We start from the raw sequence: 25,527 nt of genomic DNA, 5'->3' as shown, positions 1-25,527 counted from the left end.
ACAGTCCGTGGGACCCATCGGCCGTCAACAGGCCGCGTGGTTGTTTGGAACTCGCATCGCGCAAACCATCTTGGCCAGCGATCCATCCGATCGCACTCAAAAGGCCGGACATATGGATGCAAGCGATCCGATCCGCTCAAAAAGCTCTTGTGCCACGGGGGCCGTCCACATATGGGTCCCGGCCTTCGCCGGGACGACGCCGATTGTGTAGCTACAGCATGCTAGGCAGCCGCCGGCTACTTTGCATGGGGTTGTTTTCGATATTTTGGCAGGTGCGTAGCCCGGATGGAGCCAACGGGTCGCGCGAATGCGCGCCCGATGGCTTCATCCGGGCTAAAGGAGTTAGAGCATGCTCGGCAGCACGCGATCCGGCGGCTTGTGGTTGTCGAGGAAGGTTCTGATATTGATGATGACCTTTTCGCCCATTTCGACGCGGCCTTCGATGGTGGCTGAGCCCATATGCGGCAGCAGCGTCACCTTGCCGGCCTTGCCCAGCCGCACCAGCTTCGGGTTCACCGCGGGTTCGTGCTCATAGACGTCGAGCCCGGCGCCGCCGATCTCGCCGGCTTCGATCAGCTTGATCAGCGTATCTTCGTCGATCACCCCACCGCGCGCGGTGTTGACGATATAGGCTTCCTTGCGGATCAGCTTCAGCCGCCGCGCCGAGAGCAGATGGTAGGTGGCCGGCGTGTGCGGACAATTCACCGAGATGATGTCCATCCGCGCCAGCATCTGGTCGAGGCTTTCCCAATAGGTCGCGCCGAGTTCGTCGGCAATCTTCGGCGCCACCGGGCGGCGGTTGTGATAGTGGATCTGCAGGCCAAAGGCGCGGGCGCGGCGCGCCACCGCCTGGCCGATGCGGCCCATGCCGATGATGCCGAGCCGCTTTCCCCCGATGCGGTGGCCGAGCATCCAGGTCGGCGACCAGCCCGCCCAGTGCTTGCCATCGGTCAGGATCGAGGCGCCCTGGATCATGCGCCTGGGCACCGCGAGGATCAGCGCCATCGTCATGTCGGCGGTGTCTTCGGTCAGCACCTTCGGCGTATTGGTCACGGTGATGCCGCGCGCATGCGCCGCCGTCACGTCGATATTGTCGACGCCATTGCCGAAATTGGCGATCAACCTGAGCTTGCTGTCGGGCTGGTTGATCATGTCCTCGCGGATCAGATCGGTCACCGTCGGCACTAGCACGTCGGCGTTCCGCGCGGCTTCCGCGATCTGTTCCGCGGTCATCGGCGTGTCGTCGAGATTCAGTCTGGCATCGAATAGCTCGCGCATCCGGGTCTCGATCGAGTCCGGCAGCTTGCGGGTGACGACGACGAGAGGCTTTTTCTTTACTGACATGTCCTGCTCTCATGAGGTGCGCGGCTTGCCAAAATTCAAGCCGTTCAGACCTCATTAACCCGGTTGTTCGACACTGCAGATCGCCGCGCTGTCCCGGCGTTTCCTTCGCGTTTCCTTCGTGGTTTCTTGGGTTCCCCGATACTTGCCCTTGGCATTGCCAGAGGAAAATTCGGGCGTTCTGGTTCTTCAGCCGTTCCGTCCTCTCTAGCAGAAGGCCGGGCCAAGACAAGAACCCCTCGGAAGTCACGGGTGGGGAACGGACGGTAGCGGCGACGGGGTCTGGGATTCCAGCGTGGGTTTGGGTTGCAACTCGCCGAATGCGGGTTGGTCATCTCGACAGGAGACGAGTTGATGGTGGCGTTCTGGCGTTTGGGTTCGTTGGCGGCGCTGGTCGGGTGCATGCTGGGGGCGTCGATCATGCCCGGCCATTCGGCCAAGGAAGCAAGCCCCACCACGAGCGGACTGCCGATCCCGCGTTATGTCAGCCTGAAATCCGATCATGTGAATGTCAGGGCCGGCCCGACCAAGGACAATGACGTTGCCTGGGTCTACACGCGATCCGGCCTGCCGGTCGAAATCACCGCGGAGTTCGAGAACTGGCGCCGGGTACGCGATTCCGAGGGCGCCGAGGGCTGGGTCTATCACTCCCTGCTGTCCGGCCGCCGCACCGCCGTCGTCACGATGAAGAACAAGGACGATCTCGCGTCGCTGTACGATCACCCCGACAGCACCAGCGCGGTCGCGGCACGGCTGCAGGCCGGTGTGGTGACGCAGGTCAAGAAATGCGCCGACAATTGGTGCCGGGTCTCCGGCACCGGGTTCGACGGCTGGATCGAGCAGCAGCGGCTGTGGGGCGTCTACGCCGACGAGAAGGTGGATTGAGTTTATCGTCGTCCCGGCGTTTCGCCGGAACGACAGAAATCAGCGCTTCTTGCGGAGCCGCACGACCATGTCGACGCGGGCGATCTCGTAGCCTTCGGGCACCTCGGGCATCTTGGTGAGCATCAGGTTCGGGTCTGGAATGTCGACCAGCTCGTGATTGTGCTCGAGATAGAAGTGGTGGTGCGCTGAGACGTTGGTGTCGAAATAGGTCTTGGTGCCGTCGACGCTCACCTGGCGCAGCAGGCCGGCATCGGTGAGCTGGTTGAGCGTGTTGTAAACGGTTGCCAGCGACACCGGGACTTTGGCCAGCGTGGCTTCCTCGTACAGCATTTCAGCGGTCAGATGCCGGGCGCCCTTGCCGAACAGCAGCCAGCCCAGCGCCATGCGCTGCCGGGTCGGCCGAAGGCCTGCGGCCTGCAACATCTCGTTGACGTCATGCCAAGGGCAGCCGGTCAGGGCGGGGTGATGCCCACCCGCGCGCGCGGCCGGGTGCACGGCGTCATCGTTCAAAACTGATACTTCGTCGTTCATATCCACTCTATGCACCTAACTCGGGCGATATTCCCGATAAATATAAAAGGATGGCCGGCAGATGCAAGTTTTTCGCAACTAGAACGAATCCAAGGTAAAGCAGAAACCCATGAAGAAGCCATGATTTATCGCCTGAATCCCGCTTTGCTGCCCGATTGGGCCTATGTTAGAGAGCGCGCGGACCACATATGCGCTCACGGCAGAGACCAAGGCCTGCAGCGCACCCAGGTAGCGCCACGAGCGGGATGTTTCCGTTCCCGTGGGAACAAGGGTCCGGCTCAGGCAAAAGTGCTTCATCGGGACATTTGAGAGGCTGAATAGGATGCTGGATCGGCGCGGCGGTTATGAATACGAGGATTTGCTGGCTTGCGGCCGGGGCGAGCTTTTCGGTCCCGGCAACGCACAGTTGCCACTGCCGCCGATGCTGATGTTCGACCGCATCAGCGAGATCTCCGAAACCGGCGGCGAGTACGGCAAGGGCCTCGTGCGCGCCGAACTCGACGTGAAGCCTGACCTCTGGTTTTTCGGCTGTCATTTCAAGAACGATCCGGTCATGCCGGGATGTCTCGGCCTCGATGCCATGTGGCAAATGGTCGGCTTTTATCTCGGCTGGGTCGGTGGTGAAGGTCGTGGTCGCGCGCTCGGCCTCGGCGAATTGAAGTTCTCCGGCCAGGTGCTGCCGAATGTGCGCAAGGTTGTGTACAACATTGATATCAAGCGTGTGATGCGGTCAAAGCTTGTGCTCGGAATCGCCGATGGGTGGCTTTCCATGGACGGTGAGATTATTTATCGCGCCAAGGATCTGAAGGTCGGCTTGTTCAAGCAGGGCACGGCTCCATCTTGAGCAGGATCATCACGCGGCAGCGCAAAGGCAGGGCGAGGCGAACATGAGGCGGGTTGTCATCACGGGGATGGGCATTGTCTCGTCCATCGGTAACAACACCCAGGAAGTGCTTGCGAGCCTTCACGAGGCAAAGTCGGGTATTACGCGTGCGGAGAAGGCCGCGGAGCTTGGTTTTCGTTCGCAGGTGCACGGAGCACCGACCCTCAATCCCTCCGCGGTGATCGATCGCCGCGCGATGCGGTTCCTGGCCGAAGGCGCCGCCTGGAACCACGTCGCGATGGAACAGGCGATCCGCGACTCCGGCCTGGAGGAGACTGAAGTCTCCAATGTGCGCACCGGCATCATCATGGGATCCGGCGGACCGTCGACGCGGACGCTGGTGGAAGCCGCCGATATTGCGCGGGCCAAGGGGCCGAAGCGGGTCGGCCCGTTCGCCGTGCCGAAGGGCATGTCGTCGACTGCATCGGCGACGCTCGCGACCTGGTTCAAGATCAAGGGCGTGAACTACTCGATCTCTTCGGCCTGTGCGACGTCGAACCATTGCATCGGCAACGCCTATGAGACGATCCAGATCGGCAAGCAGGACATCATCTTCGCCGGCGGCTGCGAGGAACTCGACTGGACGCTGTCGGTGCTGTTCGACGCCATGGGTGCGATGTCCTCGAAATACAACGAAACGCCGGCCACGGCGTCGCGCCCCTACGACATCAGCCGTGACGGTTTTGTGATCGCCGGCGGCGCGGGTGTCGTCGTGCTGGAAGAGATCGAGCATGCCAAGGCGCGTGGCGCGAAGATCTATGGCGAAATTGTCGGCTATGGCGCGACATCCGACGGTTACGACATGGTAGCGCCGTCGGGCGAGGGCGCCGAGCGCTGCATGCGCATGGCGTTGTCGACGGTGAACACGCCGATCGACTACATCAATCCGCACGCGACCTCGACGCCGGCCGGCGACCCGCCCGAGATGGAGGCGATCCGCAAGGTGTTCGGCATCGGCGACAAGTGCCCGCCGATTTCGGCGACCAAGGCGCTGACCGGCCATTCGCTCGGCGCCACCGGCGTCCAGGAGGCGATCTACTCGCTGATGATGATGAACAACGGCTTCGTCTGCGAGAGCGCCCATATCACCGAGCTCGATCCTGTCTTCGCCGACATGCCGATCGTCCGCAAGCGCATCGACAATGCCAAGCTCAGCACCGTGCTGTCGAACTCGTTCGGCTTCGGCGGCACCAACGCGACGCTGGTGTTCAGGCGACTGGACGCCTGATCGTCTTGACCTCTCCTCGCTTGCGGTGAGAGATCGGCAGACAGCGGATAGGGACCTTTGCAACAATCCGGAACGGGGTGGGCATGATTATCGAACCGCGCGTGCGAGGCTTCATCTGCACGACGGCACATCCTGTTGGCTGCGCCACGAATGTCCGCGATCAGATCGCTTATGTTCTCCGCAACGGGTCCATTCCGGAATGCCCCAAGCGCGTTGCCGTGCTGGGATGTTCAACCGGTTACGGCCTCGCGAGCCGCATTGTTGCAACCTTCGCAGGGGGCGCAGAGACCATCGGCGTGTCGCTGGAGCGCGAGCCGACGGCAAATCGAACCGGCAGCGCCGGCTGGTACAACAACCGCGCCTTTGAGATCGAGGCGCAGAAGATCGGCCGGTCTCCCCTCACCCTGGAGGGCGACGCTTTCTCCAACGAGATGAAGAAGACCTTCATCGACCGTGTGCGCGAGAAGTTCGGTCAGCTCGACATGTTGGTCTATAGCATGGCTGCTCCGGTCCGGACCGATCCGGATACCGGCAAGACCTATCGTTCGATCATCAAGCCGCTCGGCGCCCCTGTCGAGATCAAGACCCTCGATACTGAGACCGGCGAGGTCTTCGAGACAACCCTCGAGCCGGCGAACGAGGATCAAACGGCGGCCACCGTCGCGGTGATGGGCGGCGATGACTGGAAGCGCTGGATCGACCAGCTCGCGGACGCCGGTGTTTTGGCCCCGGGCTTCCGGACCCTCAATTACACCTATATCGGCAGCGACCTGACCTGGCCGATCTATTGGAACGGCACGCTCGGCCGCGCCAAGGTCGATCTCGACGGCAAGGCGGAAGCGATCCGTGGCCGGCTCGGCCAGGACGCGGCCCGCGTGGTGGCGCTGAAGGCCGTGGTCACCCAGGCGAGTTCAGCCATTCCGGTGGTGCCGCTCTATGGCACGGTGCTGTTCAAGGTCATGAAGCAACTCGGGCTCGACGAGGGATGCATCGAGCAGATCGATCGCCTGTTCCGGACGCGCCTCGGCGCGGATGTCCAGGTTGACGACGCGCAGCGCATCCGACTCGACGATTGGGAGCTTTCGCCCGAGGTTCAGGCGGAAGTGTCGCGACGCTGGCCTCTGCTCTCCACGGAAACACTTGGCGAATTGGCAGACCTTCCAGAATACAGGCGCCAATTCCTTCGCTTGTTCGGATTTGGCATCGACGGCGTCGACTATTCGCAGGACCTGGACCCCCGCGTCGTCACGGGTTGAGCCGCGCGCGCACGCCAGGAAGTCGGTCGCCCGGATGAAGCCAACGGGTCGCGCGAATGCGCGCCCGATGACAGGCTTCGGGAAATCCGGGGAGCGCTTCCCAGTACGAAAGGCCTGGCGGTCTTTCGCAAGGCCCTGATCGTAGCGTTCAGCTTACCGAGCGACGTCGCAACTGGCGAGCCTCGCAGCCGGTTCAGACGCCGAGCGTCCCGGCCTTCGCCGCCGCATAGCGTTCGCCGACTGTCTTCCAGTTCACCGTATTCCACCACGCCTTGAGGTAGTCCGGCCGACGATTCTGGTAGGTGAGATAATAAGCGTGCTCCCAGACGTCGTTGCCGAGCAACGCGCGCTTGCCGTCCATGATCGGATTGTCCTGGTTCGGGCGCGTCTCGATCGCAAGCTTGCCGTCCTTGGCCACGGTGACGAATACCCAGCCCGAGCCGAACACGCGTCCGCCGGCGGCGTTGAAGTCGGTCTGGAATTTCTCCATGCCGCCGAGATCGCGCTCGATCGCGGCAAGCACCTCGCCGTCAGGCTTGCCGCCATTCGGTCCCATGATCTGCCAGAACATCGTATGGTTGGCGTGGCCGCCCATGTTGTTGCGCACGCCGGTGCGGATCGATTCCGGGACGTTGGTGAGGTTGGCGAGCACGTCCACGATCGGTTTCTCGGCGATCTGCGGATTGTCCTTGGCGAAATTGTTCAAATTGGTGACGTAGGCTTGGTGATGCTTGTCGTGATGGATCTCCATCGTCTTGGCATCGATATGCGGTTCGAATGCCGTCGTCGGATAGGTCAGCGGCGGCACGGTGAACGCCGTAGCTGGAGCCGCCGTTTGAGCGAACACGATACGCGGCGCGGCGGCGGCCGCCGCAGCCGTGGTTGCCGCCAACACGAGATGGCGCCGGGATATGGATGACATTATTCTCTCCTGACCTGAAGCTACCGAGTACGTTTGATAGAGCGCCGCGAGATACGCGCGGGCAACCGTATGTGGTTTCGCAGACGGTCATTGTGACGCTGCGTCGGAATCCCGCATGGCCGGTGCATCGTAGCCAACAAAAAGGGCGGCCTTTCGGCCGCCCTTGGTGGTTTCGTTCAAATCAGGCTTACTCGCCGGCGGCTTCGCGCTGGGCGGGTGCGTCGGTCTTCTGCTTGGCTTCGAGGTCTTCGCCGGTCTGCTGGTCGACCGCCTTCATCGAGAGCCGGGTCTTGCCGCGATCGTCGAAACCGAGCAGCTTGACCTTGACCTTGTCGCCTTCCTTGACGACGTCGGAGGTCTTCTGCACGCGCGCCGAAGCGAGCTGGCTGATGTGGACCAGACCGTCCTTGGCGCCGAAGAAGTTCACGAAGGCGCCGAACTCCATCACCTTGACGACGGTGCCCTCATAGATCTGGCCGATCTCCGGATCCGACGCGATCGACTTGATCCACTTGATCGCGGCCTTCATCGCTTCGCCGTCATTGGAGGCGACCTTCACGGTGCCGTCGTCCTCGATGTTGACCTTGGCGCCGGTCTTCTCGACGATCTCGCGGATCACCTTGCCGCCGGTGCCGATCACTTCGCGAATCTTGTCGGTGGCGATCTTGAAGGTCTCGATGCGCGGCGCGTATTCGCCGAGCTCGGCACGCGCTGCGGTCAACGCCTTGGACATCTCACCCAGGATATGGATGCGGCCTTCCTTGGCCTGTCCGAGCGCGACCTTCATGATCTCCTCGGTGATGCCCTCGATCTTGATGTCCATCTGCAGCGAGGTGATGCCCTGCTCGGTGCCGGCGACCTTGAAGTCCATGTCGCCGAGATGATCTTCGTCACCGAGAATGTCCGACAGCACCGCGAAGCGCTGACCCTCGAGGATCAGGCCCATGGCGATACCGGCGGTCGGCCGCTTCAGCGGCACGCCAGCATCCATCAGCGACAGCGAGGCGCCGCACACTGAAGCCATCGACGATGAGCCGTTCGACTCGGTGATCTCCGAAACCACGCGGATCGTATAGGGGAACTCGTGATGCGGCGGCAGCACCGGATGGATCGCGCGCCAGGCGAGCTTGCCATGGCCGATCTCGCGGCGCTTGGTACCGCCGAGGCGTCCGGTTTCACCGACCGAGTAGGGAGGGAAGTTGTAGTGCAGTAGGAACGTTTCCTTGTAGGTTCCCGCCAGCGCGTCGATGTACTGCTCGTCCTCGCCGGTGCCGAGCGTGGTCACCACCACAGCCTGGGTCTCGCCGCGAGTGAACAGCGCCGAACCGTGGGCGCGCGGCAGCACGCCGGCTTCGGCGATGATGTTGCGCACAGTCTTGGCGTCACGGCCGTCGATGCGTTTGCCGGTGTCGAGGATGTTCCAGCGGACGATCTTGGCTTCCAGTTCCTTGAACACGCCGGCAACGCGGAGCTTGTCGTATTTCGGCTCCTGGCCTTCCGGGAAGAAATGCGCGAGCACCTTCTCCTTGACGGCGCCGACCGCGGCATAGCGTTCCTGCTTCACCGGGATCGCATAGGCCTTTCGGAGATCCTGCTCGGCGAACCCAAGCATCTCCTTCTCGATCTCCGAATTGTCGATCGTGGTGACCTCGCGCGGCTCCTTGGCGGCCTTCTCGGCGAGCTCGATGATCGCGTTGATGACCGGCTGGAAGTGGCGGTGGCCGAACATGACCGCGCCGAGCATCACGTCTTCGTTGAGCTCCTTGGCTTCCGACTCCACCATCAACACGGCGTCGGCGGTGCCGGCGACGACGAGGTCGAGCTGGGTCTCGGTCATCTCGTCCAGCGTCGGGTTGAGGATGAACTCGTCATTGGCGAAACCGACGCGCGCCGCGCCGATCGGACCCTTGAAGGGCGCGCCCGACAGCGTCAGCGCCGCGGAGGAGGCCACCAGCGCCACGATATCGGGATCGTTTTCCATGTCGTGTGAGAGCACGGTGACGATCACCTGGGTCTCGTTGCGCCAGCCGTCGACGAACAGCGGACGGATCGGACGGTCGATCAGGCGGGAGACCAGCGTCTCCTTTTCGGTCGGACGTCCCTCGCGCTTGAAGTAGCCGCCGGGGATGCGGCCCGCGGCATAGGTCTTCTCCTGGTAATCGACCGTGAGCGGCAGGAAGTCGACGCCTTCGCGCGGCGTCTTCGCCGCAACGACAGTGGCGAGCACCACGGTCTCGCCATAGGTCGCCATCACGGCGCCGTCGGCCTGACGGGCGATCTTGCCGGTTTCAAGCTTGAGGGGACGTCCACCCCAGTCGATCTCGACGGAATGAGTATTGAACATTTCGGTCTTCTTTCATGGTTTCACGAAAGCACGGAGCCTGAAAGCACAAGGACCATGCGCAAGACGGCTGGATACTGACGCGATCGGGCGATCAGTATCCGGCGATCCCGCCATGGTCCCTGGATTTCGGATGGCGTCCATCCTTTCGGTCATCTGGGCATCTTGCCCCGTCCAGCGGCCGGATTGCTGCTGAACGCTAGTGCGCATGATCATCTTTCGACAATTCGAAAGTCCGCATTTCCCGGAAGATCATACGAAAACGCGCGCGAACCGAGCGCGCGTGCTTCTCAAAATCAACGACGGATGTTGTGCTTTTCAAGCAGCGCCTTGTACCGCGCCTCGTCTTTCTTCTTGATGTAGTCGAGAAGGGAGCGACGCGTCGACACGAGCTTCAGAAGGCCGCGGCGTGAATGATTGTCCTTCACGTGGGTCTTGAAGTGCTCGGTGAGGTTGGTGATGCGTTCCGACAGGATCGCGACCTGGACCTCGGGCGAGCCGGTGTCGCCGGCCTTGCTGGCATTCGTCTTGATGACTTCCGCTTTGCGTTCGGCGGTAATCGACATCGTCAAACACTTTCATTGTTGCGAACCGGACTGGCAGTCAGTCCGTTCAGGTTGAACACGCGCTTGGGGATGAGTTCGCCATTGCCAATTTCGGCGAGGGCCAGAAGCCGGCCTGCCACCGTGACATAGACTGTGCCGCTAGTATTGGGCGCATCCCGTCCGCGCAACAAAACGGCCTGGCCCCGATGGAGCCTTGCCGCATCAGCCCGTGTGACGGCCAGTGCCGGGATGTCGTCCAGCGCGGTCTCAACGGGCAAAAGCGCGTCGGCGAGGCTGCCCTCGCCAGACGCGGCTCTATTGCATAAAGCCTCCAACTGTTCCAGCGGAATCATGTCTGCTTCCGTAAACGGGCCGACAATCGTCCGCCGCAGTGCGCAGATATGGCCGAAACAGCCCAGAATCCGGCCCATATCGCGGGCCAGGGCCCGGACATAGGTTCCCTTGCCGCATTCGGCCTCGAACACGGATTGGCCGTTATCGCCATGTTCCACAAGGATTAATTCGTGAATCTCGACCGGGCGGGGCTTCAGTTCCACGGTCTCGCCGTCACGCGCCAGATCATAGGCGCGCTCGCCTTGCACCTTGATCGCCGAATATTGCGGCGGGATCTGCTCGATCACCCCGGTGAAGCGCGGCAGCAGCTCGCGGATCGAATCGGCGGTCGGCCGGACCTCGCTGGTTTTGACGGCCCGTCCCTCGGTGTCGTCGGTGTCGCGCTCCTCGCCCCACGACACCGTGAAGCGGTAGCGCTTGCGGCCGTCCATCACGAACGGAACCGTCTTGGTGGCTTCGCCGAGCGCGATCGGCAAGCCCCCGGAGGCGAGCGGATCGAGCGTGCCGGCGTGGCCGGCGCGCTTGGCCGAAAACAGCCGCTTCAGCACCGCGACCGCGTGCGTCGAGGTCATGCCGATCGGCTTGTCGAGCACGACCCAGCCGTGCACGTCGCGCTTGTCGCGGCGCTGCTGCTGATTTGGCTTGCCCTGCTTCTGGCGCGGATCGTTGTTCGCCCGGCGCTGCTCGTCGCTGCGCGCGTCGGAGAAAATATTTCGGTCGGCGTCGCGCGTGTCGGAATCTTTGGCGTCGATCACGCTGTTGGTCATCGTCACAGTCATCACTCGTCGTCCGAATCGGGTGCGAGGTCTCTTTGCACCGCAGGTGTTCGCAGTAATTTCTCGATACGTTCCGCTTCGTCGAATCGCTCATCGACACGGAATCGAATGTCGGGTGCAAATTTCAGGTTAACGCGATGCGCGATCTCGCCGCGCAGGAATTTCTTGTTGCGCTCGAGCGCTGCGATCACGACATCGGTGTCGCGTCCGCCGAGCGGCATCACATAGACCGTGGCGAGCTTCAGGTCCGGCGACATACGCACCTCTGGAACGGTGATGATGTGGCCTTCGAGATCGGGATCGTGGACGTCACCTTGCGACAGAATGTCGGCAACCGCATGACGAACCGTTTCGCCGACACGTAATTGTCGTTGCGAGCCGCCGGTGGCGGAGCTCTTGTTCTGACGGGGCATGGCCTTCTTCCAAAATCGTGACGCCCGCGGTCGACCACGCGCATCGATTCCCAAGTTTTTCAAATCAGGCAATGCGCGGGAGGCCGGACCAGGTCCGGCCACGCCGCGGCATTTTCAGCTCAAATGAACCCTGCGCTTTGTAAGATTTGGACTTACAGAGAGCGCTGGATCGTCTCGACGCGATAGCATTCGATCACGTCACCGACACGCATGTCGCCGTAGTTCTCGAACGCCATGCCGCATTCCTGGCCGGCAACCACTTCCTTCACTTCATCCTTGAAGCGCTTCAGCGTCGAAAGCTTGCCTTCGTGCACCACGACGTTGTCGCGGATCAGGCGAACATTGGCGCCGCGCTCCACGGTGCCGTCGGTGACGCGGCAACCCGCGACCTTGCCGACCTTGGAAATGTTGAACACTTCCAGGATCTGCGCGTTGCCCAGCATGGTTTCGCGCAGCGTGGGCGCGAGCAGGCCGGACATCGCCTTTTTGATGTCATCCACCAGATCGTAGATGATGTTGTAGTAGCGGATCTCGATGCCGTTGCGCTTGGCCGCGGCGGCCGCTTCCTTGTTGGCTCGGACCGAGAAGCCGATGATGGCGGCGTTGAAGCCTTCCGCCAGCGTGACGTCGGATTCCGAGATGCCGCCGACGCCTGCATGCAGGATGCGGGCCGCGACTTCGTCGGTGCCGAGCTTTTCCAGCGAGCCCAGGATCGCTTCCAGCGAGCCCTGCACGTCGGCCTTCACGATCAGCGGGAATTCCTTGCGGCCCACGGTCTTGAGCTGCGACATCATCTGCTCGAGCGAGCCGCGCATGCCGGAAATCGAGGCCGCCGCGTTCTCGCGCTTCTGGTGCGCGCGGTAGCTCGTGACCTGGCGGGCGCGGGCTTCGTTCTCGACCACCGCGAGGCGGTCGCCGGCCTCGGGCGGGCCGTTGAAGCCGAGCACTTCGACCGGCACGGACGGACCCGCCTCGTCGAGATTCTCGCCCTGGTCGGAGATCAGCGCGCGGACGCGGCCCATTTCGGCGCCGGCCACGATGATGTCGCCGACCCGCAACGTGCCGCGCTGAACCAGCACGGTGGCGACCGGGCCGCGGCCGCGATCGAGCTTGGCTTCGATCACGGTGCCTTCCGCCGGACGCTCCGAATTGGTCTTCAGGTCGAGGATTTCGGCCTGCAGCGCGATCATTTCCAGCAGCTTGTCGAGGTTGGTCTTGTTCTTGGCGGACACCTCGACGTCGACGACGTCGCCGCCGAGCGATTCGACCTGCACCTCGTATTGCAGCAGCTCGGTGCGCACCCGCTCGGGCTTCGCGTCGGGCTTGTCGATCTTGTTGATCGCCACGATCATCGGCACCTTGGCCGCCTTGGCGTGATTGATGGCTTCGATCGTCTGCGGCATCACGCCGTCATCGGCGGCAACCACCAGCACGACGATGTCGGTGACCTTGGCGCCGCGGGCGCGCATCGCGGTGAATGCGGCGTGGCCCGGCGTATCGATGAAGGTGATCTTCTTGCCGCTTTCCGGCGAAGTGACCTGGTAGGCGCCGATATGCTGGGTGATGCCGCCGGCTTCGCCCGACACCACGTTGGCGTGGCGCAGCGCGTCGAGCAGCGAGGTCTTGCCGTGGTCGACGTGGCCCATGACGGTGACCACGGGCGAACGCGGCTCGGTATCGGTGGAATTATCGACGACGTCGAACAGGCCTTCTTCCACGTCGGACGCGGCGACGCGCTTGACGCTGTGGCCCAGTTCCTCAGCGATCAGTTGCGCGGTGTCGGCGTCGATCACGTCGGTGATCTTGTGCATCGCGCCCTGCTTCATCAGCATGCGGATGACCTCGACCGCGCGTTCCGACATTCGGTTGGCGAGTTCCTGGATCGTGATCGCTTCCGGGATCGTCACCTCGCGGATCAGCTTTTCCTTCGATTCGTTTGCCGCATGGCCCTTCAGGCGCTGGGTGCGGCGGCGGAACGAGGCGATCGAGCGCTCGCGCACGTCATCGGCGGTGAGCGCGGTGACGACGGTGAGGCGGCCGCGCTGCTTCTGCGGGCCCGGCTTTTGGGTGGTCTTGGGCGCAGCGGCGGGACGCACGACGCCGCCGGGACGGCGCACCAGACGCGGACCCTCATCTTCATCAGCCTCGGCGGCAACCGCCGGCGGCCGCGCCGGCGCCGCGGCGATCCCGGGGCGCGCGGGCGCGGATGTCGCGGGGCGGCCCGGCGCAGATGTCGTGGTCCGGGGTGCCGGCGCAGAAGCAGAACTGGTTGCGGGTCTGGGCGCGGAAGTGGTGGCCGGCGCGCCGGGTTTGGCCTCGCCTTCGCCAAAGCGGCGCTTGGCCTCGACCTCGGCCTTGCGCTTGGCCTCTTCTTCGTGGCGATGGCGCTCCTCTTCCGCCTTGCGGCGGGATTCGGCGGCCTCGCGTTCGGCCTTCTCGGCGACTTCGCGGATCGCGCGGCGCTTGGCCTCTTCTTCGGCCTGGTGACGTTCCTCGACGTCGCGCTGCCTGGCATCGGCCAGCGCACTGGCGCGTGCGGAGCGTTCATCCTCGGTCAGCGTGCGCAGCACGACGCCCGATCCGGCATTGCGCTGCGGTTGACCTGATCCGCCACCGGGGCGGCCCGACGGCGGCCTGGGGGGCGGCGGCGGTGCAGGCTTTGCAACTACGGGTTCCGGTGCGTGCGTCTCGCCCGGGCCATCGCCACCAACGCGGCGCTTGCCGCGTTTCTCGACCACGACCTGCTTGGTCCGGCCATGGCTGAAGCTCTGGCGCACGGTGCCCGTCTCGACGCGCGGTTTCAGCGTCAAGGTCTTGGTCGGGACACTCAGAGTCTTGTCGCCAGGGGATTTGGTATCAACCATTCAGCAGTCCTAATCTCGTTTCACTGTGCGTTTCCCGCACAAATCCTTCAACGCGTCGTCTTTTATTGAGCGTGATCCAGTCGGAAAGACGGTGTCCGCCTTCCTGGATCATGCTCTGGAATTTCTGGCCGCTTCGGCGGTCTTGTCGTCGTCGGCCATCCGGTATCGAACCAGCATCTGGCAGCGCGACAGGAACGTCTTGCTCGCCGGGCCCGCGAGCAGCGCAGCATGTATCACATTTGACCGCCCTAGTGCCAAATCCAATTCTGCCGACGTCAAAACATTGACGGCGGCGATTACCGCCGGTTCACCACGTTTTTCGTCCCTTTGCCGGGCGATCGCGTCCAATTTACGGATTCCGTCGGCGGCGCCGTCGCAAGCGTGGATCAGGGCTGCGGTTTCGCCCGCCTTGAGTGCGTCCTCGACCTTGCCGAAGCCTGAAACAACCTGGCCGGCCTTGGCGGCCATCGCCAGTGCCTCGGTGAGGCTGCGCACCAGGAGCGCGTCGGTGTCGGTGGGGAGGGTCGGCGCGACGCGGACATCGCGCTTGAATCCCTTACTAAATTGGTGACGACGGACGGCTTCCGCAACGCTTCGCCGCGATGCGGAAACCCACATTCCGCGGCCGGGCAGCTTGCGCTTGAGATCCGGGATCACCTCGCCCGAAGGCGCGACGACGAACCGGATCAGCTCGTCGATCGGACGGACCTCGCGGCTGACCGCGCACATCCGCGTGGTCGCGGACTTTCCGGTCCGCGGTCCATCGTCGAGATCGGGGTCAGCTGATGCGAGCATCCGTTCGGCATCTCCTTAAGCCGTTGCGTCGGCGTCGGCGTCGGCCTCAGCCTCGGCCGCAGCAGGCTTGGCGAGGTCGGCCTCGGTGATCCAGCCGGCCTTGACGCGGGCCTGCATGATGATCCCCTCGGCCTCGTCGCGCGAAATCTCAATACCGTCGAGGAACCCGGCATGCTTGGTCGGCTCGCTGCCTTCCTTGCGCTCGGTCCAGCCGACCAGATCGTCGGTGGCGCAGCCGGCGAGGTCTTCGACCGTCTTCACCTCGTTCTCTCCGAGCTTCACCAGCATCTTCGAGGTAACGCCGGGGACGGTCTTCAGATCGTCGTCGACGCCGAGCTCCTTGCGCTTGGCTTCCAGCTCGGCCTCGAGCTGCTCGAGATATTCGCGGGCGCGGGTCTGCAGTTCGCTGGCGGTCTCATCGTCGAAGCCCTCGATGCCGGCGAGTTCCTTGGCGTCGACCAGCGCGAGTTCCTCGACCGAAGTGAAGCCTTCGGAGGCCAGCAGCTGACCGACCACCTCGTCGACATTGAGCGCTTCCATGAACACGCGCGTCGAATTCTCGAAGTCGGCCTGACGGCGCTCCGACTCTTCCTGCTCGGTCAGGATGTCGATGTCCCAGCCGGTGAGCTGCGAGGCAAGGCGGACGTTCTGGCCGCGGCGGCCGATCGCCAGCGAAAGCTGGTTGTTGGTGTCGGGAACCACGACCTCGATGCGCTCGCGGTCCTCGTCGATCACGACCTTGGCGACTTCAGCCGGCGCCAGCGCGTTGACGACAAAGGTCGCGATGTCGGGCGACCACGGAATGATGTCGATCTTCTCGCCCTGCAGCTCGTTCACCACGGCCTGCACACGCGAGCCGCGCATGCCGACGCAGGCGCCGACCGGATCGACCGACGAATCGCGCGAGATCACGCCGATCTTGGCGCGAGAACCGGGATCGCGCGCGACCGCCTTGATCTCGACGATGCCGTCGTAGATTTCAGGGACTTCCTGCGCGAACAGCTTTGCCATGAACTGCGGATGGGTGCGGGACAGGAAGATCTGCGGGCCGCGGGTCTCGCGGCGGACGTCGAAGATGTAGGCGCGGACGCGGTCGCCGTTGCGGAACACCTCGCGCGGTAGCATCTCGTCACGACGGACGATCGCTTCGCCACGGCCGAGGTCGACGATCACGCTGCCATATTCGACGCGCTTGACGATGCCGTTGACGATGTCGCCGATGCGGTCCTTGAATTCCTGATACTGCCGGTCGCGCTCGGCCTCGCGCACCTTCTGCACGATCACCTGCTTGGCGGATTGCGCGGCGATTCGGCCATATTCCAGCGGCGGCAGCGTGTCTGCGATGGTGTCGCCGACCTGGGCGCCCGGATTGGCGCGCTGCGCATCGGCCAGCGAGATCTGGTTCGACGCGTTCTCGACGAGATCGACCACCAGCATGTGACGCGACAGCCGAAGCTCGCCCTTCTTGGCGTCGATCTCGGCATGGACGTCAGTCTCGCTGCCGTAGCGGGCGCGGGCCGCTTTCGCGATGGCGTCTTCCATCGCCGCGATCACGATGGAACGGTCGATCGACTTCTCGCGCGCAACTGCGTCTGCGATCTGCAGCAGTTCGAGTTTGTTGGCGCTGACTGCCATGGCTTAGTCTCCTTCGAATGGATCGGTCTCGCCCCGGCGCGCACGCGCGGCGGCCAGGCGGTGTTCCTTGGTGTTGGTCGGGGCCGGCTTCTTGCCGGGCTTCAGTTTCGGCTTCAGTTTCGGCTTGGGTTTCGGCTTGTTGCTCTTGGCCGGATCGCTCTTCTTCGCAAATGCCGGTTGCGGCGGGGCGAGGCCAAGTTCGCGGCGCAATTCGCGCTCGGCGGCCTTGCCGCGGCGCATCGATTCCGCGATCAGCTCATCGGTCAGCACCAGCCGTGCTTCCGAAATATCTTCCATCACCAGAAGCACCTCAGCATCCTCGCCGGGGCGCGCATCGTCGCGTTGAACGTGGACCGCATCGCCTTCGACGCCGGCGAGAATGCCGCGGAACCGCTTGCGGCCCTGATGTGCGACTGCCATCTCGATCTTGACGAGATGGCCGGTGTAGCGCTCGAAATCGGAGCGGCGCACCAGCGGGCGGTCGATGCCTGGCGATGAGATTTCGAGCCGGTAGGCGCGCTCGATCGGGTCGGCGACATCGAGCACCGGCGACAGCGCGCGCGAGATCGCCTCGCAGTCCTCGAGTTGGATCGAGCCGTCGGGCCGCTCCGCCATGATCTGCACGGTGCAGCCGGCATCGCCCGACACCTTGATGCGCACGAGGCGGTAGCCCATGCCTTGCAGCACGGGACCAGCGACGGCAGCCACGCGCGCTGCCACACCCGGCTCGATGACGAGCCGCGGCTCGGAGAGCAGTTCGGTGTCCACGGACGTGGTGGTCGGATCGGTCATATCCAGTGTCAAAGGCGGTTCGGACGTCTTCTGAGGTCTGTCGTGTTGCTCGGTGGGCCTTAAGGGGCCGCTAACGCTACCCAAACGAGGCCCGGCCCGGCCGGGTCCCTTCAGGTAATAAAAAAGAGCGGGTCCCGGAGGGCCCACTCTCGATACGCGATCGTATGAGAACCATAAGTTGCTGCCGATATAGCGCTTTTGCCACCGCCCGGCAAGGCCTCTCGCCTTTGGGATGCATGATTTTGCGGGCTCCCCTGGCCGGGTGCGATCTAACGCTCCGTTTACGAACGGCACCTAAATTGGCCCCAAACCGGCCAAAGCTGCCGGTTTGGACAGGCTTATGACGACAGCCCCCGCGCTGATCACGGAACTCGATGAGATCGTTCGCCGCGGCGACCCCAGGCGCCGTGCCGAGGCCGCGCGGCGGGTCAGCGAGCTGTTTCTGCAGGGCGCGGCGAATTTCCGCCCCGACCATATCGATCTGTTTGATGGCGTGCTGACCAGCCTGGTGCCGCATGCCGAGCCTGCCGCACAGGTCGATCTAGCTGAGCGGCTCTCGCTGCTCGCCAATGCACCGCGGCACCTCGTCGGCCAGCTCGCGCATGAGGACGACATCGCGATCGCGGGTCCGCTGCTGCGCCGATCGCCTGTTATCGACGATCAGGTGCTGGTCGACATCGCCAATGCCAAGGGCCAGGGCCATTTGCTCGCGATGGCCGAGCGGCCGAGGCTCTCGACCGAGCTGACCGATGTCATCGTCCGCCGTGGCGATCGCGATGTGATCCGACGTGCCGCCGGCAATGCGGGCGCAGCCTTCTCGGATGACGGGTTCTCTACGCTGATCCAGCGTGCCCACATGGATGGCGTGCTGACGCTGAGTATTGGCCGGCGCGATGATCTTCCGCCCGAACATCTCAAGAGCCTGCTCGAGGGCTCGATCGATGTTGTCCGCCGCCGCCTGTTCACCGTGGCCAAGCCCGAGCGGCAGGCCGCGATCAACGAGGCCATGCACGAAATCACCGACGCGACCACGCAGGTCGAAAGCCGCCGCGACTTTGCGCAGGCACAACGCACGGTGATGGCGTTGCATCGCGCCGGTCAATTGACCGAAAGTGCGCTGCTCAACTTCGCCAGGGCATTCAAATATGAGGAGGCCGTTGCGGCGCTCGCTGCGATGACCGGCGTGAAGATCGCAACCCTCGACCGCCTGATCTCCGGCGATCGCTACGATCCGATCCTGATCGCCGGCAAGACGCTCGGCCTGGAATGGCCGACGGTGCGTGCGTTGATCCTGATGCGGCTCGGTCCGAACCGGACCATATCTCCCGCCGACGTCGAAGGCGCACGGCTGAACTTCGCCCGCCTGATGCCCTCGACCGCGCAGCGCGTCGCGGACTTCTGGAAGTCGCGGTAGTTTCGTCATTGCGGTGTTCACAGTGTCGTCGCCCGGCTTGACCGGGCGATCCAGTATTCCAGAGACAGTTGTGATTGAGCCGATGGGCCGCGGCGTACTGGGTCGCCCGCTTTCGCGGGCGATGACAGCGGTGGGTGTGGCTACGCGTTCTCGCGACATGATTTGTCCGAGCTTTTCATTTCGTTTGCCCTCTTACTTGGTAGAGGGCGCAGGGAAAGCCGGGTGCCGATCGCACCCATGGGCCCGGTGCAACAGAAAGCACCGGGGTAGGACCACAGGTGTAACCGGGAACGCCGGCTTTCCCTGCGCGATGGTTTTACGGTTTCCTTCGTGCTCTCCCCGGTGAGCGCTTCGTTGCCACCGTCGCTCTCGAGAATTGGTAGCTTCTCGAAAGCTTTCCGCCTGCATTGCAGCGTCAGGACCACACGACTTCGCCGTCCGCTTCATGCGCACTCGTCTGTTGCGCAATCGGCGTCCACCGCATCCCACCGCGCGTTCGTGACGTGCGCTCGCCCCTCAATCGGGTGGGACGGGCCAATTCATACACTGACTTTGTCTTCGGATAAATAGAAATATTTTTCGAGCGAGGGCTTGCCCCGTCGGGCAAATCAGTGCCTTGGGGTCAATGCCTTGGGGTAAGCTCGGCTACGGTAGTCGACGGAATCGCAAATAGGCGGCCTTGCGGCCCTCGCGCTCGGCCTTGGCGCCGTAGCGCGTCATCGTGTAGTCGGGCCACGGCAATTGCCAGTCGGTGGCGCGTTCGGCGAGCCAGGCGAAATCCGGCGAGCGCATCAGATGCGCCAGCGTCCAGGCGCAATAATCGTCGATGTCGCTGACGAAGCGGAATTCGCCGCTCGCGTTGAGGATCCGCGCCATCGCCGCGACCGTTGCATCCTGCACGAAGCGCCGCTTCCAGTGCCGCCGCTTCGGCCAGGGGTCGGGATGGATCAGGTCGATCCGTGCCAGCGCGCGCGCCGGCGCCCAGGCCAGCAGTTCAGCGGCGTCGCCGGCAAACAGCCTGATATTGCCGATATTGTGCGCCTCGATCTGCGCCAGGATCTTCGCCATCCCGTTGACATAGGGTTCGCAGCCGATGAAGCCGGTTTGCGGAAACGCCTGCGCTTCCGCGATCAGATGCTCGCCGCCGCCGAAGCCGATTTCGAGCCTGACGTCCGCGATGCCGTCATCGAACAATTCGACGAGTCTGTCGGGCGCGGGCATGGCGATATCGAGCGAAAGATGCGGCAGCAGATTGTCGATCAGGTCGGCCTGATGCGAGCGCAGTTTGTGGCCCTTGCGCCGCCCGAAGAACGAGCCGCGCGAATGCGCGATGCCGCCATCGTCCGACGGCGCGTCGCGATCGCCGGTGTCGCGCGGAGCCGCAATCATCGCAGCGTCTGATACAGCCGGTGCAGGAGCCGCGCGCGCGGTTCGATCGACGAAACGTAGAGCTGCTCGTAATGGGTATGCGCGCCCTTGCCGTCGACGCCGAGGCCATCCAGCGTCGCGGTATGCGGCGCGGTGAAATTGCCGTCGGAGCCGCCGCCGGTGAAGACGTCGACGAGATCGAAGCCGAGTTCGGCGGCAAGCGTTTTCGCGTGCTCGTAGAGCGCGGCGCCGGCATTGCTCTTCTCGAAGGGTGGACGGTTCAGTTCGCCAACTACTTTCACACTGACGCCATCGGTGCGCGACGTCAGCCCGAGGATCCTTGGCACGAGATCGTCGGCGTCGGCGAGGGTCGGCACCCGCATGTCGACTTCGGCATAGGCCTCTTCCGCGATCACGTTGGGCTTGGTGCCGCCTTTGACGGCGCCGACATTGACGGTGACGCCGCGCGTGAGGTCGTTCATCGCCTCCAGCGCCTGGATCACGTTGCCGAGTTCGCGGATCGCGCTGCGGCCGTCCTGGGGCCGCGTGCCGGCATGTGACGGCACGCCCTTGATGAACACCTCGAAGCGCGCGACGCCCTTGCGCCCGGTAACGATCTTGCCGCCGTCGCGCGCAGGCTCGGTCACCAGCACATATTTGGCCTTGCCCCCTTCCGCCTCGATCAGCGCCCGGGACGTCGGGCTGCCGATCTCCTCGTCGGAGACGTAGAGCTGGGTGATACCGAGCGGCGAACGCGCGCCATCGGCACAGATCTGCCGGAAGGCGTGGTAGGCGAGATAGGCGCCGCCCTTCATGTCGTAGATGCCGGGGCCGAACGCGCTGTCGCCCTCGACCTTGAACGGCAGGCGTTCGATGAATCCCATCGGATGAACGGTGTCGAGATGGCTCAGCACCAGAATGCCCGGCCCGTCCTGGCCCCATGACGAGCGCGCCACCAGGTGATCGCCGCAGCCATCGCGTCCCGCGACGCGTTCGACGCCGGCCGGCAGGTCGCGATATTGGGACACGACGAGGTCGGAGAGCTTGTTGACCTGATCGGGCCGCTCCGTCGGAGTTTCGATCTCGACCCAGCGGCGGATGCCGTCGAGGATCGCTGCTGCTTCAAACGGGTTGCTGGACATGGCTGCCGTGCACTTTCACGAATTTTTCACTTCTTATCGCGCGCACCGAATTATGCTCTGGCGGCGGAATGGCATATTCCAGATTTGCCGATCTCTCAAACGGATATGACCGGGGTCAGGCCTGGTCGGAGGCCTCGCGCGCGGCGATCTGCTCGACCAGTTCGACGATGCTGCGGCGGAGCTTGGCGTCGGTGATGCGGGTGAAGGCACGGGTCAGTGCGAGGCCCTCGGCGGTCGCGAGAAAATCGGAAACATAGGCCGGCGACGAGCCCTCGCTGAAACCATCGCCGGTCCTGATGCCGCTCGGGCCGCCGTCGAACAGGAACGAGACCGGCACCTGCAGGATTTCAGAGATCTGCTGCAGCCGGCTGGCGCCGACGCGATTGGTTCCCTTCTCGTATTTCTGCACCTGCTGGAACGTCAGGCCGAGCGCCTCGCCCAGTTTCTCCTGGCTCATGCCGAGCATGATGCGGCGCATGCGGACGCGGCTGCCGACATATTTGTCAACAGGGTTGGGCGCTTTGGTCGACATCTCCAACTACTCCTAGGGATAGCGCGCCCGTGGATGAGGCAAGTTGGAAACGCAATATGCCTCAGGCGCCGGTGCCGTCAAATCCTGCAAGGAGGATCGGGACGAAATGCGGATATTTTGCGCAAAGTGGCTGACCGGACTTCAGATTTCGCTCAGAACCGTACAATGCGAAGTGCACGGTCAATATGTCAACTGGTGGAATCGCGCAGCAATGAATTTAGAGACTTTTGACACCTGACGACAACCGCCAAGACGGAGACGTCAGGCTTTTCGCCTGACGAAACGCCGCCGCAACACAATTGCCAGGGCAACGATCACAATTACAGCGGCGGGAATATTGCCAATACGCGCGTAGATCGTCGGCGCGGCGGCCTGTGGCAGGGTCGCGTCGAGCACGCCTTCGATGCCGAGCCCGAGTTGCGCGACAATCCGGCCCACCGGATCGATCACCGCGGAGATGCCGGTATTTGCGGCGCGCACCAGCGGCAGCCCCTCCTCGATCGAACGCATCCGGGCCTGCTGCAGATGCTGGTAGGGACCGGTCGAGATTCCGAACCAGCCGTCATTGGTGACGTTGATGATCCAGCCCGGACGGTCGTCGCGGCTGACGACATTGCCGGGAAAGATCGCCTCGTAGCAGATCAGGGGCAGCGCGCGCGGCGCGTTCGGCACGTCGATCGTTCGCCGGATGGTGCCTGGAATGAAGCCGCCCTGCACCTTGGTGAGCTGCACGAAGCCGAGCTTCTCCATCAGGTCCTGGAACGGCAGATATTCGCCGAACGGCACCAGATGCAGCTTGTCGTAGACCGAAAGCACGCTGCCGTCATGGTCAATGAGATAGATGGAATTATAGGCGCGCGTGACGCGTATCCCGGGCGGCAGTTCGGGCGCGCGCACCGAGCCGGTGATCAACACGGTGCCCTTGGGCAGGAGATCTGCGATCTGCGCCATCGCGTCGGCTTCCCGGGTCAGGAAGAACGGAAATGCGGATTCCGGCCAGATCAAAATGTTGGCATCGCTCACGCCGGTAGCATGTGGCCCGGATGCCCGATCCGACAATGTGAGATACTTCTGCATCACCGCCGCCTTGGCGGAATAGTTGAACCTGACGTCCTGCTGCAGGTTGGGCTGCATGATGCGCAGCTTGACGTCGGCGAGCAACCGGGTCGGCTCGCGCGACAGCCGGACGGCGCCGAACACCAGCATCGCCGCCAGCACGGCGAGTGCCGCGGCCGGCGCGCGCCACGGCTTGCGGCCGCGCGAAGAGCCGTCGATCAGCACGGCCGGGCTTGCGAAGATCGCAACGGCCAGGAACGTCATGCCCCAGAGCCCGATCAGCGAGAAGGTCTGGGCGAGCGCCAGCGGTTCGCTCAGCGCATAGCCGAACGCGTTCCACGGAAAGCCGCTCAGGACATGGCCGCGCAGCCATTCGGAGACCGTCAGGCCGATCGCGAGCGCCAGCACGCGCGAGATGTCGCGAGGCCAGATCAGCCGCGCCAGCGCGAAACCGAAGGCGGTAAACAGCGCGAGATAGGCCGGCAGGCCGAGCACCGCGAACGGCGTCAGCCAGGCGAAGGTATCCGCGTCGACAAAGAACGCGTAGCCGATCCAATATAGTCCCGGCACGAAATAGCCGAGGCCGAACCAGAAGCCGGACAGTGCGGCGGCGGGCACACCGTGCCAGCGTCCGGCCGCGGCGCCGTCGATCAGCCAGACCGCGACGGAAAAAGTCAGAAACAAAACCGGCCAGGCGTTGAACGGTGCCATCGCCAGCGACGACGCCGCGCCCGCGATGATCGCGATGGCGGCACGCTTCCATCCCCAGGTCAGGATAACAGCAAGTCCTGCGGCACGGAGTTTGTCGGAGAATCTCACGGCTGACCGGCTCCATCGCCGGATGGCGGTGGAGCGTTGTCATTGGCCTGCGGCGTGCCGGACTCCGGCGGCTGCTCGCGCCGCCGCTCGCGTTCCTTGCGCGGCGCCGGACGTTCCTTGCGGGTGGTGACCCGCAGCCGCTTGACCCGTCGCGGATCGGCGTCGAGCACCTCGATCTCGAAATTACCCGGTCCCGAAATCACCTCGCCGCGTACCGGCAGGCGGCCGACGAACGAAACCAGATAGCCGCCCAGCGTCTCGACCTCTTCGCCGGCCTCGCCGGTGACGAAGTCCTCGCCGATCACCGAGCGCACGTCATCGAGGCTGGCGCGGGCATCGGCGATGAAGGAATTGTCGGCCTGCTTGACGATCGACGGCGGTTCGTCGGAATCGTGCTCGTCGTCGATCTCGCCGACAATCTGCTCGACGATGTCCTCGATCGACACCAGCCCGTCGGTGCCGCCATATTCGTCGACCACCAGCGCCAGATGGATGCGCGACGCCTGCATCTGCGCCAGCAGGTCGATCGCGCGCATCGACGGCGGGATGTAGAGCAGCTTGCGGATGATGTGCGCCTCCGACAGCGGCAGCGCGAGGTCGACCGCGCGTAAATCCAGCCCGGCCGGGAACGGCTTCTTGCGCCGCGCCTTGGTGGTGTCGCCGATCCGCGCCTTCGCGGTCATGAAGGCGAGCAGATCGCGGATGTGGACCATGCCCTCGGGGTCGTCGAGGGTCTCGTTGTAGACCACGAGCCGCGAATGCGCCGCGCTTTCGAACAGGCTCATCAGCTCGCCGAGCGCAATGTCGCGCTTGACCGCGACGATGTCGGCGCGGTGGATCATGACGTCGGCGATCCGCCGCTCGTTCAGCGACAGGATGTTGCGCAGCATGGTGCGCTCGATCGCCGAGAAGCCGACATCGTCGGGCGTCGAGGCGTCGAGCACGACCTGCAAATCGTCGCGCACCGATCCGGCCTTCCAACCGAACAAAGTGCGGATCGCGCGCACCAGCCAGCCCTCGGCGGCGGGACGCTGCACCTCGCCATCGTGCACCACGACCGGCAAATTGCTCACGTTGCGCGGATTGTCATGGGTTGGTTCGGAATCCGGCATCTCAGGCGATCCGATCCGCATAGGGGTCGGGAATGCCGAGCTGGCCGAGAATCTCGCGCTCGAGACTCTCCATGTCTTCGGCATCGTCGTCATTCTCGTGGTCGTAGCCGATCAAATGCAAGAAGCCATGCACCGCAAGATGGCTCAAATGATGGTCGAACGGCTTCTGTTCCTCGTCGGCTTCGCGCCGTGTCGTCTCATAGGCGATCGCGATGTCGCCGAGCATCCGCGGAGCGTCGCTGGGCTCGCTGCCGGTCGGCTGCAGCGCCGGAAACGACAGCACGTTGGTCGGCTTGTCGACGCTGCGCCAATTGTTGTTCAGCGTGCGGATGCCGGCATCATCGGTCAGCATGACCGCGAGTTCGGCGTCGGCGACATCGGCGTCGGCGATCTCGGCGGCGGCCTCGATGGCGCGATGGATCACCGCTTCGGCGTCGGGCTCGGTCTGCCAGCACACGGCCGTGACGAGAACCTCGGTGGCGGGAAAGGCGGACACGGTGGTTCCAAAATCTGCGTTGGGGCC

At 63.9% G+C, this 25,527-nt stretch carries 22 protein-coding genes; 5 read left to right on the top strand and 17 right to left on the bottom strand.

Annotated features, from left to right (window positions below; translation table 11 throughout):
- Window positions 1-342: 342 nt before the first annotated feature.
- Window positions 343-1,344, bottom strand: a complete 1,002-nt coding sequence (locus ACP2YO_RS00365; RefSeq protein ID WP_426438133.1) for a 2-hydroxyacid dehydrogenase — start codon at window positions 1,342-1,344, stop codon at window positions 343-345.
- A 351-nt stretch (window positions 1,345-1,695) separates the two neighbouring features.
- On the opposite strand from ACP2YO_RS00365, the gene ACP2YO_RS00360 reads away from it, so the two are divergent.
- Complete coding sequence (locus ACP2YO_RS00360; protein ID WP_426438132.1) at window positions 1,696-2,226, top strand: SH3 domain-containing protein; 531 nt, start codon at window positions 1,696-1,698, stop codon at window positions 2,224-2,226.
- A 39-nt stretch (window positions 2,227-2,265) separates the two neighbouring features.
- Here the strand turns inward: ACP2YO_RS00360 and irrA are convergent, their stop codons facing one another.
- Window positions 2,266-2,757: an iron response transcriptional regulator IrrA gene (gene irrA / locus ACP2YO_RS00355; RefSeq protein ID WP_426438131.1), complete on the bottom strand. Its 492-nt coding sequence runs from the start codon at window positions 2,755-2,757 to the stop codon at window positions 2,266-2,268.
- A gap of 322 nt (window positions 2,758-3,079) precedes the next feature.
- Here irrA and fabA point away from each other — a divergent pair, with 322 nt between their 5' ends.
- The 3 genes from fabA to fabV all read left to right on the top strand — a co-directional run bounded on the left by fabA (window position 3,080) and on the right by fabV (window position 6,124).
- Window positions 3,080-3,601, top strand: coding sequence for a 3-hydroxyacyl-[acyl-carrier-protein] dehydratase FabA (gene fabA / locus ACP2YO_RS00350; RefSeq protein WP_426438130.1), 522 nt, complete (start codon window positions 3,080-3,082; stop codon window positions 3,599-3,601).
- 43 nt (window positions 3,602-3,644) lie between these two features.
- The gene (gene fabB, locus ACP2YO_RS00345) at window positions 3,645-4,868 is read left to right on the top strand and encodes a beta-ketoacyl-ACP synthase I (protein ID WP_426438129.1); all 1,224 of its coding nucleotides are present in this window, start codon (window positions 3,645-3,647) and stop codon (window positions 4,866-4,868) included.
- 83 nt (window positions 4,869-4,951) lie between these two features.
- The gene (gene fabV / locus ACP2YO_RS00340; RefSeq protein WP_426438128.1) at window positions 4,952-6,124 is read left to right on the top strand and encodes an enoyl-ACP reductase FabV; all 1,173 of its coding nucleotides are present in this window, start codon (window positions 4,952-4,954) and stop codon (window positions 6,122-6,124) included.
- A gap of 193 nt (window positions 6,125-6,317) precedes the next feature.
- On the opposite strand, the gene ACP2YO_RS00335 is transcribed toward fabV, so the two are convergent.
- The 9 genes from ACP2YO_RS00335 to rimP all read right to left on the bottom strand — a co-directional run bounded on the left by ACP2YO_RS00335 (window position 6,318) and on the right by rimP (window position 17,561).
- A complete protein-coding gene (locus ACP2YO_RS00335; RefSeq protein WP_426438127.1) occupies window positions 6,318-7,046 on the bottom strand; it encodes a superoxide dismutase in 729 nt (242 codons plus the stop codon).
- A gap of 187 nt (window positions 7,047-7,233) precedes the next feature.
- Window positions 7,234-9,390 (bottom strand): polyribonucleotide nucleotidyltransferase, encoded by a 2,157-nt coding sequence (gene pnp / locus ACP2YO_RS00330; protein ID WP_426438126.1) that lies wholly within the window; start codon window positions 9,388-9,390, stop codon window positions 7,234-7,236.
- A gap of 293 nt (window positions 9,391-9,683) precedes the next feature.
- Window positions 9,684-9,953, bottom strand: coding sequence for a 30S ribosomal protein S15 (gene rpsO, locus ACP2YO_RS00325; RefSeq protein ID WP_426438125.1), 270 nt, complete (start codon window positions 9,951-9,953; stop codon window positions 9,684-9,686).
- A gap of 2 nt (window positions 9,954-9,955) precedes the next feature.
- Window positions 9,956-11,065, bottom strand: a complete 1,110-nt coding sequence (gene truB, locus ACP2YO_RS00320; RefSeq protein WP_426438124.1) for a tRNA pseudouridine(55) synthase TruB — start codon at window positions 11,063-11,065, stop codon at window positions 9,956-9,958.
- A complete protein-coding gene (gene rbfA / locus ACP2YO_RS00315; RefSeq protein ID WP_426438123.1) occupies window positions 11,065-11,475 on the bottom strand; it encodes a 30S ribosome-binding factor RbfA in 411 nt (136 codons plus the stop codon). Before rbfA ends, truB begins: the two co-directional genes overlap by 1 nt.
- Before the next feature lie 152 nt (window positions 11,476-11,627).
- Window positions 11,628-14,339, bottom strand: coding sequence for a translation initiation factor IF-2 (infB, locus tag ACP2YO_RS00310; RefSeq protein ID WP_426438122.1), 2,712 nt, complete (start codon window positions 14,337-14,339; stop codon window positions 11,628-11,630).
- A 108-nt stretch (window positions 14,340-14,447) separates the two neighbouring features.
- Window positions 14,448-15,134 carry an RNA-binding protein gene (locus tag ACP2YO_RS00305; RefSeq protein WP_426438121.1) on the bottom strand — a complete coding sequence of 229 codons (687 nt, stop codon included), beginning with the start codon at window positions 15,132-15,134 and terminating at the stop codon, window positions 14,448-14,450.
- A gap of 15 nt (window positions 15,135-15,149) precedes the next feature.
- On the bottom strand, window positions 15,150-16,769 hold the full coding sequence (nusA, locus tag ACP2YO_RS00300) for a transcription termination factor NusA (protein ID WP_426438120.1): 1,620 nt from the start codon (window positions 16,767-16,769) through the stop codon (window positions 15,150-15,152).
- A gap of 3 nt (window positions 16,770-16,772) precedes the next feature.
- On the bottom strand, window positions 16,773-17,561 hold the full coding sequence (rimP, locus tag ACP2YO_RS00295; protein ID WP_426438119.1) for a ribosome maturation factor RimP: 789 nt from the start codon (window positions 17,559-17,561) through the stop codon (window positions 16,773-16,775).
- Window positions 17,562-17,901: 340 nt separating this feature from the next.
- Here rimP and ACP2YO_RS00290 point away from each other — a divergent pair, with 340 nt between their 5' ends.
- Window positions 17,902-18,975, top strand: a complete 1,074-nt coding sequence (locus tag ACP2YO_RS00290) for a DUF2336 domain-containing protein (protein ID WP_426438118.1) — start codon at window positions 17,902-17,904, stop codon at window positions 18,973-18,975.
- A gap of 645 nt (window positions 18,976-19,620) precedes the next feature.
- On the opposite strand, the gene ACP2YO_RS00285 is transcribed toward ACP2YO_RS00290, so the two are convergent.
- The 6 genes from ACP2YO_RS00285 to ybeY all read right to left on the bottom strand — a co-directional run bounded on the left by ACP2YO_RS00285 (window position 19,621) and on the right by ybeY (window position 25,500).
- Window positions 19,621-20,364, bottom strand: a complete 744-nt coding sequence (locus ACP2YO_RS00285) for a tRNA (guanine(46)-N(7))-methyltransferase TrmB (protein ID WP_426438117.1) — start codon at window positions 20,362-20,364, stop codon at window positions 19,621-19,623.
- Complete coding sequence (locus ACP2YO_RS00280; RefSeq protein WP_426438116.1) at window positions 20,361-21,485, bottom strand: M20 family metallopeptidase; 1,125 nt, start codon at window positions 21,483-21,485, stop codon at window positions 20,361-20,363. Before ACP2YO_RS00280 ends, ACP2YO_RS00285 begins: the two co-directional genes overlap by 4 nt.
- A 115-nt stretch (window positions 21,486-21,600) precedes the next feature.
- Window positions 21,601-22,017: a helix-turn-helix domain-containing protein gene (locus tag ACP2YO_RS00275; RefSeq protein WP_426438115.1), complete on the bottom strand. Its 417-nt coding sequence runs from the start codon at window positions 22,015-22,017 to the stop codon at window positions 21,601-21,603.
- A 261-nt stretch (window positions 22,018-22,278) separates the two neighbouring features.
- On the bottom strand, window positions 22,279-23,892 hold the full coding sequence (gene lnt / locus ACP2YO_RS00270; protein WP_426438114.1) for an apolipoprotein N-acyltransferase: 1,614 nt from the start codon (window positions 23,890-23,892) through the stop codon (window positions 22,279-22,281).
- Window positions 23,889-25,004: a hemolysin family protein gene (locus ACP2YO_RS00265; RefSeq protein WP_426438113.1), complete on the bottom strand. Its 1,116-nt coding sequence runs from the start codon at window positions 25,002-25,004 to the stop codon at window positions 23,889-23,891. Before ACP2YO_RS00265 ends, lnt begins: the two co-directional genes overlap by 4 nt.
- Before the next feature lies 1 nt (window position 25,005).
- Window positions 25,006-25,500 (bottom strand): rRNA maturation RNase YbeY, encoded by a 495-nt coding sequence (ybeY, locus tag ACP2YO_RS00260; protein ID WP_426438112.1) that lies wholly within the window; start codon window positions 25,498-25,500, stop codon window positions 25,006-25,008.
- Window positions 25,501-25,527: the final 27 nt, after the last annotated feature.

The organism is Bradyrhizobium genosp. P, from assembly GCF_049949265.1.
Taxonomy (GTDB): domain Bacteria; phylum Pseudomonadota; class Alphaproteobacteria; order Rhizobiales; family Xanthobacteraceae; genus Bradyrhizobium.
The sequence above is the reverse complement of the archived record's forward strand: the minus strand, read 5'-3'. Positions and strand labels throughout refer to the sequence as shown.